Below are 13,654 nucleotides of genomic sequence, written 5' to 3' on the forward strand. Positions count from 1 at the left end.
GGAAGCCTTCGTCTTTTTGGTATGCGCAAATTTAAAAACTGGTCGCCATGCCCACTTTATGCGTTTGCTCTCGACGGAAACGGATGCGGATCAATCGCAGACGCTCATAATAAATATCCAATCCTTCAGCAGCGGAAAAGTCGTCGCCATACACCTTATGTAACACCGGTTTTAGGAAAAGATCCCCGAGCTCCACATAGGCATTCCATATCGCATCCTGCTCATTCTGCGGCATATTGCCAAGCTCTACATGGATTAGCTTCTCGACGGAATAACCTTCTCTTTCTAGCTCCTCTACCGCTTCTATAAGTTCACGCCGGTTCACTCCACTATTCAACTTAAGCTGTTCCAAGCCCAACCCATTCTCGATCCCCTGCAGCAAAATCCTCCGCAAGCGCAGTCGTTCTAGCTGCTTCTTATATTTGACTTCTTTCTGTTTATAAAGCCAAGAGACGAAAGACTCCTCTTCAATTACTTCATGCACCCAATTTAGAGGGAAAGCATGTTCCCTTGCCACCGCAGTAGTTATAACCAGCCAATCAGCCCCAAACTGCGCTATCTTGCCTTCTCCAACACCCGGAATTTGCATCAGTTCCTCTGGCGTATGCGGTAGAAATGTACTTAACAAGCGCAACAGACGATTACTGGCGAGAATATAGGGCGCCTTCCGTTCACTCGAAGCCTTACCACGGCGCCAAGCACATAACTCTTCATAAATGGCTTCATTGCCATAATGTTCGCTGTAATATTGAAGCTTCAGCTGTTCCTGATTACGCCCAGTAAGACTATCCTCCTCGTGGAATATCCCATCGATTAAGGGTCGATAGCCATCTCCCATCTTCACTGCTAGCTCATGCCTGTATACACAGAGCATCTCATTCCATGAACCACCTTCATACCACAAATTCTCAATGTAATTCTCCCCACCTGAAAAATCACGCCAGCCCAAACTCCAGATCCCCTCTTCCTCTCCAATCCACAGCTGGGCGTACACCTCTTGATCCACTCCAGATATTCTGGATAAACGGTTCATAAACACAATTTGCATATTCATCCCTACCTTTCTCAACATTACAGCAAGCACAATAACCTTCCGGGAAGAGCCTCCTTCGGAGCGAACAAATCCTTTTTCAATCCGACCCCGAACGCAAAAAAGCACCTCCCTCACGATAAACGCGAAAGAGGTGCTCCCTCATTAAATGCTATACTGTTAGATCCTAGAATACCATATATTACCGAACAGTCAATGTCTTTTTATACTAGCTTCTAGCTAGAGCTAATGTAGCCAATCCAATCGCTCCAGCAAGCCCTGCATTGTCTCCAAGACCTGGTGAGACAACATAATTATCGATGTCAATATTAAGCGATGGATGCTGAACATATCCGCTCAATAACTCTTGCAGCTTAGTGCGAATTAACGGGAACAGGTGGCTTTGCTTCATAACACCACCGCCCATTACGATTTTTTGAGGAGACAGAATCAGCACATAGTTCATGAGTGCATGTGCAAGATAGTGAGCTTCCATTTCCCAAGCCGGATGGTCCACTGGTAGCTCTCCTGCCGGTTGTCCCCAGCGTTTGCCGATCCCCGGACCTGCGGCTAATCCTTCAAGACAATCGCCATGATAAGGACAGTAACCCTCAAACGTATCCTCTGGATGTCTACGAACTAGAATATGTCCCATCTCAGGATGTGACAATCCATGGACCATCTGGCCGCCAACAACCGCTCCTGCTCCAATGCCTGTCCCAACCGTAATATAAAGACAGCTGTCCAAACCTTTAGCCGCTCCCCATTTACTTTCCGCAAGCGCTGCACCATTCACATCCGTGTCAAAGCCGATCGGAACGTTAAATTGCTCAGCCATTGTGCCTACCAGATTATATTGTCCCCAGTGAGGTTTTGGTGTCGTTGTTATGTAACCATAAGTAGGGCTGTCCAGTACGGGATCAATCGGTCCAAAAGATCCGATTCCGAATGCTTCTACATTCTTCTCTTTAAAATAGTCTATTACTAGTCCCATCGTTTCTTCCGGTGTTGTTGTCGGAAAGCTAACTCGGTCAACAATGGTACCGTCCTCATAACCAATCCCACATACAAACTTTGTTCCGCCTGCTTCAATCGCTCCCAATAGCTTCACAGCAATTCTCTCCCTTTCTCTAGTTAGAAGTTGAAACGCTACCCATACACAAATGAATAATATCATTAAAAAAAGCAATCACCAGCCCTAATTATACGTCGAATGAAGCGCTATCACAACAAGTATAAACGCCTTTTGCGTCCTTATAAGGACGCAAAAGGCGTTTAAGAGAGAAAGATAAGGATAATGTTTAGTATGAAACTTATACGTTCTTATAGTTTAACAAAACACCCTCCATGCATCTTTGCATGAAGGATGTCTTCTTTAACCCAAATCGCCTAACTCAATCTGTACAATTCCTCGTTCGTCCTGCACCTCAGCAATCAAATGCATCAAGCTGCCGAACTCTAGCTCCTGAAATTTGCGCGCAGCTGTTTCCCGCTGTAGTTGCCACAAGGCTTCCGTCAGCTCGCAGACCACTGGTACATCGCAACGGATTTCCGCTAGCTCTCGCGATAAATGCAGCATATCCAGATCTGCTTCGATTTTGGTACGCACACCTTTAGGGAGCAGATGCAGATTCTCAATTACACCTTCAACTGTTCCGTATTCGGTCAGCAGTTTCAGCGCAGTCTTCTCACCAATCCCTTTTACGCCGGGATAATTATCACTGGTATCGCCCATAAAGCCTTTCAGGTCAATCACCTGACTAGGCGTTAGACCCTTTTCCTCCAGCAATTCTGCAAGGTCATACACTTTATAGTTAGAGCGTCCCTTTTTCATAATGACGACCTTAACATTCTCATCAATGAGCTGAAGCATATCATGGTCACCCGTCAAAATATATACCTCAGAGTTTTCACTGTAACAAGAAGCCAGCGTACCAATGCAATCATCCGCTTCATAGCCTGCAAGTCCAATATTCGGTACCCCAAGCTCAGCTACTACATCTTTTACTAGCTCGAACTGTGGAATCAGCTCTAACGGGGCTTCAATCCGATTCGATTTGTATCCATCGTATTTCTCGGTGCGGAACGTTCCTTTGCCCATATCCCAGCAGCATACGACGTGAGAAGGCTCAAATGTGCTTACCGCATCGAAAAAATACTGCAAAAAACCATACACCGCATTCGTCGGCAATCCAGCTTTTGTCTTGCGAATATATCCTCCATAAGAGGTCGCATAAAAGGCCCGGAACAGCAGAGCCATTCCATCTACAAGCATTACACGGCCCGTTGTTTCTGCTCTCATGTATAAACCTCTCCCTTAATCGTTCATTGTATTGTTATTAAGCGCTTGTCCATGTTATTGCACAAAGAGTATTCTATCAGAAAATACATGATCTGATAAGGGATCATATAGTTACACATATGGGAGCTTATTCTTATCCTTTGAAATTAACATAAAAGACCACGCTCTCAAAATGAGAAGCATGGCCTTTTGTTGTTTAGCTAGATACGATTATTGCACAGCGGACACACGGTGTGTCTCACCTTCAGCTACTTCAAGTGTAATAAAGCTAATTAGTCCTCTACCATCAGTTGATTCCTGCTTTGCTGTGATGGCAGTGCCGTTATGGTATAACTTACTAACATTTCCAGGGAAGGCCGCTTTCCAGACAAAAGGCTCTCCAGATTGCAACGTAATTGCACTTTCTGTGTTGCCATTATGTTTAACCGTGAGAGTACGGTCGAGAATTGGGATCTCCCCCATCTCCGCCCATTCCAGAGAATGTGCAAGGGCAGGCAGTGTGCTGATTAAAGATGCTCCATTCGCCGCAATTCCCATCAATCCGGTAGCTATGGAACCAATCACGCAATAAGACACTTCTGGGTAATCCCGGCGATCTAGAGTAGGGTCAACCAGCTCCTTCAACTCGTTGAAGGCCTCCTCTTTCTCTCCATACCGATAGAAAATATCCGGCAGATAGGTTTTCCCCTCGACATTGGCTACACGATTGACTTTGACATCCTCCAGCGCCATACGCAGTTTTTCCTGATTACTGATCGAACCGTAATAGAGTGGAAGAAAGTTGCCCTCAGCATGGTAGTCCGTTACGAAGGACCGGTCTTGCAGCATCGCACCGTAGAAACGATCTTTTGCTTCATTCCACCAGTCTTTCTCGTAAAGCTGTTCCAGTTCTTTCGCCTTGTCGGCATACTGCTTCGCTTCTCCAGCTTGGCCTCTAAGACTAGCGAGATGGGCAAACGCTCGGTATCCAGAAATCTGTGCGCCGATCATATCACCGCCGAGCAGCGGATGAAGTCCAGCTTCATTGAAAGTCGCCAAACCTCTTCGGCCATACTCCGGATAATACTCCAATAGACCATCGCCATCTTTATCCCAAGTCTTCGTATATTCATTTAATGTTAATTCGAAGAATTCCAGCAGCTTGCTATCGTTTAAATAATAGTTATCGCCCGTCCATTGGTATTGTCGCCAGCTTGTGTCGATAATATCGAAGTTTGCAGGGAGATTGTACCAGAAGTCCTGGTCATTATCATAATCAACTGGGGCAGGCACATTGTCCTTAGTGATCTCCCAGTATGTACACCAGTCCCGCGATTCCGCAATGTTCTCAGCAAAACGCATGATCATATTCTTAGTATGAAGTCGAAGCCCCAGTACAGCAGCTCCATTGCTATGATGCATAACATCACGAATGCAAAAAGCTTCACGTTCAGGCAATGCTGCCTCATACCATAGCCCAACGTCATCTTCACCAAAATGGGCATATGCTAGTGCCTGCTGTTTGGCCCAGACAAAACCTTCGTTCAACTCTTTGTCAGAGGATTGGAAAGTTACTGCACCTGCTTTAGACTTTATTTCATTCAGATGAGTCATCTCAAAGTCACTCCTGTTATTCTGTTTAGCTTTCCTTAGAACCCGAGAAGGTCAGACCCTCCATAAATGCCTTTTGCGATGTAAAGAACAATAGTATACATGGCAGAGTTATTACGACTGCTGCAGCCATCAACAAATTGGTATCTGTGGCATAGGTGCCTTGAAATCCAGCGAGTCCGAGCGTGAGCGTCTTCCATTTATCGCTGTTAATATAAATCAGCGGCCCCATGAAGTTGTTCCAGGATCCCATGAAGACCATGACGCCAACAGCCATCAAAGCCGGTTTGGACAGCGGGAGGAAGATCGTCCGCCAAATTTTAAAGTAACCGCATCCGTCGATGATTGCCGCTTCCTCAAGCCCAACAGGCAACCGGGAATAAAACTGGCGCAATAAGAAAATATAGAATGCTGAGCCAAAGAAAGCCGGAACGATCAATGGATAAAGTGTATCGAGCATGCCCAGCTTTTTGAACAAAATGAACTGTGGGATCATCGTTACTTCACCGGGTAGCAGCATGGTTGAGAGGACGAGTACGAATAGGAATCCGCTTCCTCTAACCTTTAACCGAGCAAACGCGTAGCCGACAAGCGAACAGGACAGCACCGTACCTATAATGGGCAGAACGGTTGTAATCAAGGTATTAAGCAAATATTGCGGGAATGGAAAGGCCGTGAGTGCCTTGGCATAGTTGGCCCAACGCCAGCGCTCCGGCCAAATACTCATCCCCGAAACTGCAAGCTCCTCTAGACTTCGCAATGAGGCAGAGACCATCCAAACAAATGGATACAGGAACGCAACGCTCCCGATCAGCAGCAGAAGATAGGCCAGCCAGTGCCACTTTTTCTTTGCAGAATTACGCTCTTTTTTGACGGACACGACGCTTCCTCCCTCCGGTTTGCTCTGTTTCGTAGTACACCCATAAAGCACTGCTGCGGAATACAATCGCGGTGAACACTAGGATAATTACAAAGAGTACCCAGGCCAGCGCAGAACCGTAGCCCATTTTGAACCACATAAAGGCATTTTGATATAGGTAATAAGCATAGAACAGCAATGAATTATCTGGCCCTCCGTTGATCATGAAACCTTGGGTAAACGTCTGGAAGGCGCCTATCATACTTGTGACTGTATTGAAGAAAAGGATAGGCGAGATCTGAGGCAGAGTAACATGCCATATTTTTCTCGCGGCAGTGGCACCATCGATTTCGGCCGCTTCATATAAACTTTGCGGAATGTCTGACAAGCCGGCCAGATAAATGATCATATTACCGCCAACGGTCCAAAGGCTCATAATAATTACCGCAGGCATCGACCAATCCGGACTGGAGAACCAACCAGGACCTTCAATGCCAACCAAACGCAGCAGCGAGTTCACGAGACCGACATTCGGATTAAAGATCCAGATGAACAGTACCATTTGTGCAACACCCTGCACCAGTGTAGGGAGATAATAGATCGTACGGAAAATATAAATACCGCGAAGCTTCAGATTCATCAGGATTGCAATAGCAAACGACAAAATGACCTGCAGCGGAACACTTACCAATGTGTAATAAAAAGTAACGGACAACGATTTATAGAAAAGTGTGTCTTTGAACAGCATCCGGTAATTGTCCAGCCCCGTCCACTGCGGATCACTGACCACTTCCCATTTATTGAAGCTGATATAGAACGAGAAGATCATCGGGCCTACCGTAAACAATAGAAAACCGATAATCCAGACCGAAACGAACATATAAAAGCTAGCCGTTTTGGTATGCATAATCTTCTTCTTCACCAGCATTCTCATCAATACAAAAATAACAATGAAGACCAGCGCAATCACGGTCAGAAAAGGGAGAAGCGGCAGTAAATCTGCCGGCATCCCCATTCCTTCATAGAAATTGTAAATCCCTTCTATTATTCCATTCATAGTATTCTCCCGTTAGTTTTGTTGTAGGATCTTATTAATCTTCTCTGCTACCTGCGGGAATACTTCCTTAACATCCTTTTGACCAATTCCGATCGGGGTCGTATCGTCGATAGCTTTCATCTCGTTACCGATCTCATTCGTACGCTTCTGAGCTTCCTGTGCATGCTGCTTCTCCGCAGCAAGAACGAAGGCATTCAGATTCTTATCCGGATAAATGGCTTCAAATGCACTAGTAGCACTGCTCAGAACAGGAATTCCATAGGCATTTTTGTTGCCGCCAATAATTTTTTGAGTTTCTTCATTCTGTGTCAGGTGATTAATGAAAATCTTAGCCGCTTCCGCGTTCTTGCTGTCTTTGCTAAGTGCCAGACCGTTGACTTCCTTAGAACCGCCACCTCCAGGGAACGGTACTAGATCCCATTTAAAGCTTTCTACTTCAGCCATCTGCGGTAGGTACCAAGGACCAAAGTCGGTGAACATACCGATTCTGCCGCCAAGATACCAGTTCATCATGTTCTGACCTTGTTTTTCTGTATCATTCGGTACAATACCCTCTTGCTTGGAAGCAACCATATACTCAGCGGCTTTAATGGCTTCAGGCTCACCCAATGCTGATTGGGTCAGATCATCACTATAGAATTGCCCACCGAACGAATAGATCCAGTTGCCCAGGTATAGCGGTTCAGAACCAAAAACCTTGGTAGCTCCCTCACCAGATGTTAGCTTCTTGGCGATATCATTGAACTCATCAGTCGTCATTGGCTCCGTTTTGCTCGGAAGCGGAATGTCATTCTTCTCAAAAAGGTCCACATTAATTGCCATAACCTTAGGCTTAATAATGAAAGGCGCCGCGTAGGCTTTGCCATCTACACTCATGGAATCAAGCAGTGTAGGCGAGCTGAAGACGGATCCATCCACTTCTAATTCTTGGAAAGCGTTTGCAAAACCAGGTAAATCCCCTCCGGAGATCAGCATCACATCCGGTGCAGTCCCCCCGGCAATCATCGTCTGTAATTTCGTCAGATAATCCTTTTGAATCCATTGACTTTCTACTTGAATATCTGGATAAGTCTTCTTAAAGTTATCTATCGCTTGCTTAATGGCGTCAGCCTCTGACTGGGCTCCCCAATAAGCAAACGTAATTTTCCCTTTAGGAGCCCCACTGTTACCTCCAGAGTTTGAGGAGCTTTGGGCTGTGTTTCCTCCGTTACCGGAGCAAGCGGATAAAGCAATTACAACAAGCAGAGATAAAACAATCAAAGACCATTTTTTCATCATGTTGTCCCCCTTTTGAATGTTTAACTACCTTCAGATGAATGGGTTTCTGCACCGCAGCTGCTTCTGATGATCAGTTTAGATGGAAGTACAATCTTTAACGGCACTTCTCTACCACCGATACGTTCCAGCAGCATCTTTACCGCGCTCTGACCCATCTGTTCTGTATAGATTTTCACCGTCGTTAACGGCGGATTGGCATAGGCGGCCATTTCAATATCATCGATACCGACGATGGCTACATCTTTGGGAACCTTTAAGCCCGCTTCCTTCAGCGCCCTTCCGGCTGCGATAGCCATCGGGTCCGAACCGATCAAAAAGGCCTCCGGCAAGTTTTGCTTCTCAATCGCATCCTTCATGAGCTGATATCCAGTGGACATAGAAAAGTTATTACCGATGTGGACATGTTCAGGCATGTACAAATTCTTTTGCTTCATATAAGCTTCAAAGCTACTTTGCCGCTGATCCAATGAATCTGTACCGGAATTGGAGCCAAAACGATTAATGAAATCACGCGAGCTAATTAGACCGATCCTCGTATATCCAAGTCCAAGAAGATGATCTAATGCTGTTCGAGTTACTTTATCGAAGTCGTTAACAACGGAATCAAAGCGATTCTCATCCGGTGAGTAGTCCACAAAGACGACATTCTGTATCCGACTAAAAAATAAATTATAAGGATCAAACTCGAATTTCCCAATCACAATAAGTCCATCTAAACCTGACAGGCTTTCATAGGATTCATGGTTTACCCAGCGGATAGTACGAGTAATATGCAGGCCAAGCTGATTGAACTCTTTCTCGATTTGCAGTCTGATGGATAAATAATAGGGGTCCTCTGATTCAAATTGCTCCGAACAAAAGGTTACCAACCCAATTTTATAATCTTTCAGATGTGCCGCATGAGTTACTGGACGTCGCTGACTCCCTTTATATTGCAGTTGTTCCGCAGCGGACAGAATCTTTCTCCTTGTTTCCTCCAATACCGATAACGAAGGATCTCCGTTCAGCACCCGGGAAACAGTAGATGCAGATACCCCTGCCAGACTTGCGATATCACGAATAGTTGCCAAAACTAATCACCTTTTCACTTCATATTTGGGAAACACCCCTCACAATCATTTTATAGTTTAGCCAATCATTTGCCAATCTAAATTATGTTTGTTTACTAAACATCAGTGAACTTATGCGTGGTTCTAATATAACAGGGATTATTTTGTTTGACAATACTTATATTTAATCGCTTTCATCATTTATTTTCGCTATTAATGAAGCTTTTATCAGATAATAATTTATAATATATATTCTTGTTTACTATACGTTTCGTAAATATTATACTCATAACGAATGGTAAACAGTAAATATCTATTTTTTGAACTAGGAGGCATTATGAAAACTTTAATCAACAACGACTGTCCCCATGTAACTCTTATTAGCGACAACCCTTTCTTTGAGAGCACTACCACTGTTGAGACCATCGAGGAGAATCTTTTTCTGATTCATATCCGGTTAACAGCCTTGCAAAAAGATTATCCGCCCGTGTGCCGTATAGAGTGGTCTATTCCAGCAGTTGACATCCATTCCCTCTGGCATCCGGGAACGGACCGAAATAAAGCTTTTCAGGTAGATTGGGGCGATGGCTTCCAATCCAAAAGCACTTCCCTCGCGCCAGTAGCTTCCCTGTTCAACTTAAGCGGACAGAACCGCATGACCTTTGCTTTTAGTGATGCCTTGAACAATGTGTCCATTAAAGCCGGTATCCATGAAGAGGATTCCAGCTTCCTATGCTCTGTAACCCTGTTCGAAGAAGCCCTACCGAAGATGGACCATTATGAAGCTACACTTCGGATCGACCATAGAAATATTCCATACCATAAGGCGTTGGAGGATGTAACATTATGGTGGGAGACCTTACCCGGCTATAAACCGGCCGTAGTCCCTGATGTAGCCTTACGTCCTATGTACTCTACCTGGTATTCCTTCCACCAAGCGTTGAACGCCGCCGAATTAGAGGAGCAATGTAGACTTGCTAAGGAACTCGGCTGTGACAGCATTATCGTCGATGACGGCTGGCAAACAGACGACAACAATCGGGGTTACGCTTTTACTGGCGACTGGGAGGTTTATGATGGTAAGATTCCAGACATGAAATCGCATGTCGAAGCTGTTCATCGACTTGACATGAAATACATGCTTTGGTATTCCGTTCCGTTTGTAGGCAAATGCAGCAAGGTATGGGGTCAATTTGAGAATAAGCTGCTTCGCGTAGATGAAAAACTAAACGCCGGCGTGCTTGATCCTCGTTACCCAGATGTACGGGAGTATTTGATCCACACCTACGAACAGGCCGTTACAGGCTGGGATATCGACGGACTAAAGTTGGATTTCGTGGACAGCTTCAGACTCAGTCCAGATCAGAAGGAAGGAACTGCAGAGGGTAGGGATTACGAATCGGTGCCGGAAGCAGTTGACCGCTTGCTCTCCGATGTTATGGATCGATTAAAAGCCATCAAACCTGATATTCTGATTGAATTCCGCCAGACCTATATAGGCCCTCTGATGCGAAAATACGGCAACATGTTCCGAGCGAACGACTGCCCTAATGATTCTATTCAGAACAGAGTCCGTACACTTGACCTGCGTCTTCTGTCAGGAAATACAGCTGTTCATTCCGATATGATCATGTTTAACCCGAATGAACCTTTAGAGAGTGCGGCCATGCAATTGATCAACGTGATCTTCTCTGTTCCGCAAATCTCCCTGCGTCTTAATGACATCGGGGAGGATTATTTAGCTATGCTGCGTTTCTGGCTAGCTTTCAGCAGGGAGCATAGCGATGTTCTGCTCAGAGGAGCGTTATACCCACAGCAACCGGAGTTACTATATCCTTTAGTGACTGCAAGAAAAGACGACATACAAATTATCGCTATCTATGCCGATGCTGTTGTTCCTATAGATCAGGATGCTTCCCAATTATTCATTGTGAACGGAACCTATAGCGAAAAGCTAGTCATCCGAAGCTCCCTTTCCCCTGCGTACTACAAGATACAGGTTAAAGATTGTTGCGGACAACTCATCAGCTTACAAACCCAGCAAATCAACAAAGGATTACTTGAAGTGTCAGTTCCTAAGGCGGGGATAATTAGCTTTACCCGAGTACCTGGCTCCCTGTAATTCCATCTATAATTCTTGTGTTTTTCAAATAGAGTATAACAAAAAGGGATGCCACAACAGCCATGAAATGACTGTTGGACATCCCCTTTACGGATTTATACTTCGGAAGTATTGGTCCAAGCTTCAGCATATTGATCTTCTTTAAAGCCTACCGTAACTTTAACACCATCAGTGACAATCGGACGTTTATTTAGCATACCATGGCTCGCGAGCAGCTCAAGCTTCTCCTGCTCACTAAGCTGTGCCATTTTGTCCTTAAGACCCAATGCTTTATAGACTTCACCACTTGTATTAAAAAACTTTTTCAATTCTAGTCCGCTATTGGCCAGCAATTCACGCAGCCCCTCAACGGTAGGCGGCTGTTCTGCGATGTTTTGAAGCTCAAGCTCATGACCTTGAGCTTGTAGCCATTTTACTGCACTGCGGCAGGTGCTGCATTTTGGATATTGATATACTTTTAGCTTGCTCATGTTGTTCTCCTTTAATGGTAGTGATGAGTGCGCTACGCTGGCAAATTATTCTTCCGATCGCAGTTATCCTCAGATTTCTTGAATTAGTCCGCTTGTTGCGGATGAAATCCGAGGATAAAGGCGAAATTCCGTTTCTCCAGAACCAATTCACCCTCTCCGCTTAACATCACTAAGATAATTTTTACCTCAAATTCGCTTTCGGGCCTTGCTCCAGTATTTCCTCCAAGGCCGCCATATCAGGCGGCAAAGGAGCTTCAAAGATCATTTCCTGCAGCAGCACCGGATGCTTGAACGTCAGACGCACCGCGTGCAGTGCTTGACGCGGTATGGAAGCATCTAGTGCTGTAACGGACTCTAACTGTTCACTTTGAGTTAAAGTCAATTCCGGTAGATTATACAGCTCATGACGATACATGCTGTCACCAATCAAAGGACAGCCGATAGAGGTCATATGGACCCGAATCTGATGAGTACGACCACTCTCCAACTTCAGTTCAACTTTTGAACCTTGTGCGTATACGGTTTTAACCTCATACCGAGTCAGAGAAGGATAACCTTCCGGTGTCACGATACGCCGATGAGGCTCCTCAGGATCACGGTCAATAGGTCCGTCGATATCGCCGAAAGGCTCCACAGGAGCCCCATGAACAAATGCAGCATAACGTTTGTCCACTGTACCCGCAATCATCTGCTCAGAAATATGCTGATGGCTATACGGATTCTTGGCGATGACTAACACACCGGAGGTTTCCTGGTCCAGACGATGGACGGGTCGAAAGCGGAAACGTTCATTTTTTTGCGCCCAATAATGAACTACTCCGTTAGCCAGCGTATCAGTGTAATGTCCGTGTGTGGGATGCACGATGATCCCTGCTGCCTTGTTTACTACGAGCAGATGCTCATCTTCAAATAGAATTTCAAAGGGAATCGGCTGCGGTAAAATATCATCCGAAGTCTCTGTTTCCATGCGAATCTGTACAATATCGCCTGCCTTAACATGTACGCTGATATAAACACGTTCTCCATTTAATGTAATCCCTTGTTCTGTTTGCTTAAGGCGTGACATCAATTTACGTGAGACATCCATCCGTTTATGCAGGATCGTCTTCAGCAACCAGTCATCCTCTTCAGGCGGTATAATGTAAGTAATTGGTGAATAATAGCTAGTCATATTAGTCTCGGAACACCTTTTTACTGCGAATGTATTCTACATCAGTAATCCCTGCCCGTGTATTAGCCGTCCTAGCCAGCGCAAAGAAATAATCAGATAACCGGTTCAAATAAATAACCGCTTCCGGGTTAATGTCTGCATTTCGTCCAAGTGTAACTGCCCGGCGTTCCGCCCGGCGGCAAACCGTACGGCACACATGTAGAACCGAAGCTAACGGACTGCCCCCAGGGAGGATGAATTTTTCTAGTGGTGGATTCTCTGCTTGAAGATCATCAATCCAGCCCTCCAACCGTTTAGTCATCTCACTTGTTACCATATATTGACCACCATCACCTAGCTTAATAAAAGCCAGATCGGTTCCGCAATCGAATAGCTCATGCTGAATTTCCAGCAGCTGCTCGCGTACATCATCAAACTGATCGTCCTCCATCAGGCTCCTTGCCTGACCTACAAAGCAATTCAGTTCATCGATCGTTCCGTAAGCTTCAACTCGGACATCGTCCTTACCAACCCGGCCGCCAATCACTGAAGTTTGACCCGCATCACCCGTGCGTGTATAGATCACCATGGCTTACTCCTCCTATCCATTCTTCAAATCACATAATGCTAGTTTAAGCTTTCTTATATAAAAATGGCAAATGAAGAGTATAGTTAGCAACTGACATTTGGGCTTAAAGGAACAACAAAAAGAGGACCCTAGGGTCCTCTTCAACAGCATGTAGCGAC

The 13,654-nt window shown here is 45.2% G+C and carries 13 protein-coding genes; 2 read left to right on the top strand and 11 right to left on the bottom strand.

The annotated features are described in order from the left end of the window. Window positions 1-31: 31 nt before the first annotated feature. From ACFWMP_RS06525 to ACFWMP_RS06560, 8 genes are all read right to left on the bottom strand, one after another. Entirely contained in the window at window positions 32-1,048 is a 1,017-nt protein-coding gene (locus tag ACFWMP_RS06525) for an HRDC domain-containing protein (RefSeq protein ID WP_379423530.1), read from the bottom strand. 211 nt (window positions 1,049-1,259) lie between these two features. Continuing rightward, window positions 1,260-2,141 carry an ROK family protein gene (locus tag ACFWMP_RS06530; protein WP_042186209.1) on the bottom strand — a complete coding sequence of 294 codons (882 nt, stop codon included), beginning with the start codon at window positions 2,139-2,141 and terminating at the stop codon, window positions 1,260-1,262. Window positions 2,142-2,405: 264 nt separating this feature from the next. Next, the gene (locus ACFWMP_RS06535) at window positions 2,406-3,332 is read right to left on the bottom strand and encodes a 5'-3' exonuclease (protein ID WP_379422620.1); all 927 of its coding nucleotides are present in this window, start codon (window positions 3,330-3,332) and stop codon (window positions 2,406-2,408) included. A gap of 210 nt (window positions 3,333-3,542) precedes the next feature. Continuing rightward, window positions 3,543-4,925 (bottom strand): glucosidase family protein, encoded by a 1,383-nt coding sequence (locus ACFWMP_RS06540; protein WP_042186205.1) that lies wholly within the window; start codon window positions 4,923-4,925, stop codon window positions 3,543-3,545. A 25-nt stretch (window positions 4,926-4,950) separates the two neighbouring features. Continuing rightward, window positions 4,951-5,802, bottom strand: a complete 852-nt coding sequence (locus ACFWMP_RS06545; RefSeq protein WP_379422622.1) for a carbohydrate ABC transporter permease — start codon at window positions 5,800-5,802, stop codon at window positions 4,951-4,953. Next, window positions 5,780-6,838, bottom strand: a complete 1,059-nt coding sequence (locus ACFWMP_RS06550; RefSeq protein ID WP_339246261.1) for a carbohydrate ABC transporter permease — start codon at window positions 6,836-6,838, stop codon at window positions 5,780-5,782. Before ACFWMP_RS06550 ends, ACFWMP_RS06545 begins: the two co-directional genes overlap by 23 nt. A 12-nt stretch (window positions 6,839-6,850) precedes the next feature. Next, window positions 6,851-8,116: an ABC transporter substrate-binding protein gene (locus ACFWMP_RS06555; protein WP_379422625.1), complete on the bottom strand. Its 1,266-nt coding sequence runs from the start codon at window positions 8,114-8,116 to the stop codon at window positions 6,851-6,853. A 20-nt stretch (window positions 8,117-8,136) separates the two neighbouring features. Then, a complete protein-coding gene (locus tag ACFWMP_RS06560) occupies window positions 8,137-9,186 on the bottom strand; it encodes a LacI family DNA-binding transcriptional regulator (RefSeq protein ID WP_042186198.1) in 1,050 nt (349 codons plus the stop codon). A 316-nt stretch (window positions 9,187-9,502) separates the two neighbouring features. Between ACFWMP_RS06560 and ACFWMP_RS06565 the strand changes: the two genes are divergently transcribed. After that, the gene (locus ACFWMP_RS06565; RefSeq protein WP_379422627.1) at window positions 9,503-11,287 is read left to right on the top strand and encodes a glycoside hydrolase family 36 protein; all 1,785 of its coding nucleotides are present in this window, start codon (window positions 9,503-9,505) and stop codon (window positions 11,285-11,287) included. Window positions 11,288-11,382: 95 nt separating this feature from the next. Here ACFWMP_RS06565 and ACFWMP_RS06570 read toward each other — a convergent pair whose 3' ends face one another. Beyond that, window positions 11,383-11,757, bottom strand: coding sequence for an arsenate reductase family protein (locus ACFWMP_RS06570; protein WP_379422629.1), 375 nt, complete (start codon window positions 11,755-11,757; stop codon window positions 11,383-11,385). A 14-nt stretch (window positions 11,758-11,771) separates the two neighbouring features. Between ACFWMP_RS06570 and ACFWMP_RS06575 the strand changes: the two genes are divergently transcribed. Further along, window positions 11,772-11,921: a hypothetical protein gene (locus ACFWMP_RS06575; protein WP_379422631.1), complete on the top strand. Its 150-nt coding sequence runs from the start codon at window positions 11,772-11,774 to the stop codon at window positions 11,919-11,921. Window positions 11,922-11,938: 17 nt separating this feature from the next. Here the strand turns inward: ACFWMP_RS06575 and ACFWMP_RS06580 are convergent, their stop codons facing one another. Continuing rightward, the gene (locus ACFWMP_RS06580; RefSeq protein ID WP_379422633.1) at window positions 11,939-12,928 is read right to left on the bottom strand and encodes an RluA family pseudouridine synthase; all 990 of its coding nucleotides are present in this window, start codon (window positions 12,926-12,928) and stop codon (window positions 11,939-11,941) included. Window position 12,929: 1 nt separating this feature from the next. Further along, window positions 12,930-13,496: a cob(I)yrinic acid a,c-diamide adenosyltransferase gene (locus ACFWMP_RS06585; protein ID WP_379422635.1), complete on the bottom strand. Its 567-nt coding sequence runs from the start codon at window positions 13,494-13,496 to the stop codon at window positions 12,930-12,932. Window positions 13,497-13,654: the final 158 nt, after the last annotated feature.

The sequence above is a fragment of the Paenibacillus sp. NPDC058367 genome (genome assembly GCF_042723305.1).
In the GTDB taxonomy this organism is placed as follows: domain Bacteria; phylum Bacillota; class Bacilli; order Paenibacillales; family Paenibacillaceae; genus Paenibacillus_AQ.

Coding starts and splice junctions, on each gene's coding strand:
- ACFWMP_RS06580 (WP_379422633.1), bottom strand. CDS start 12,928: ATGACTAGCTATTATTCACCAATTACTTACATTATACCGCCTGAAGAG.
- ACFWMP_RS06565 (WP_379422627.1), top strand. CDS start 9,503: ATGAAAACTTTAATCAACAACGACTGTCCCCATGTAACTCTTATTAGC.
- ACFWMP_RS06585 (WP_379422635.1), bottom strand. CDS start 13,496: ATGGTGATCTATACACGCACGGGTGATGCGGGTCAAACTTCAGTGATT.
- ACFWMP_RS06550 (WP_339246261.1), bottom strand. CDS start 6,838: ATGAATGGAATAATAGAAGGGATTTACAATTTCTATGAAGGAATGGGG.
- ACFWMP_RS06575 (WP_379422631.1), top strand. CDS start 11,772: ATGGTAGTGATGAGTGCGCTACGCTGGCAAATTATTCTTCCGATCGCA.
- ACFWMP_RS06570 (WP_379422629.1), bottom strand. CDS start 11,757: ATGAGCAAGCTAAAAGTATATCAATATCCAAAATGCAGCACCTGCCGC.
- ACFWMP_RS06555 (WP_379422625.1), bottom strand. CDS start 8,116: ATGATGAAAAAATGGTCTTTGATTGTTTTATCTCTGCTTGTTGTAATT.
- ACFWMP_RS06525 (WP_379423530.1), bottom strand. CDS start 1,048: ATGCAAATTGTGTTTATGAACCGTTTATCCAGAATATCTGGAGTGGAT.
- ACFWMP_RS06535 (WP_379422620.1), bottom strand. CDS start 3,332: ATGAGAGCAGAAACAACGGGCCGTGTAATGCTTGTAGATGGAATGGCT.
- ACFWMP_RS06540 (WP_042186205.1), bottom strand. CDS start 4,925: ATGACTCATCTGAATGAAATAAAGTCTAAAGCAGGTGCAGTAACTTTC.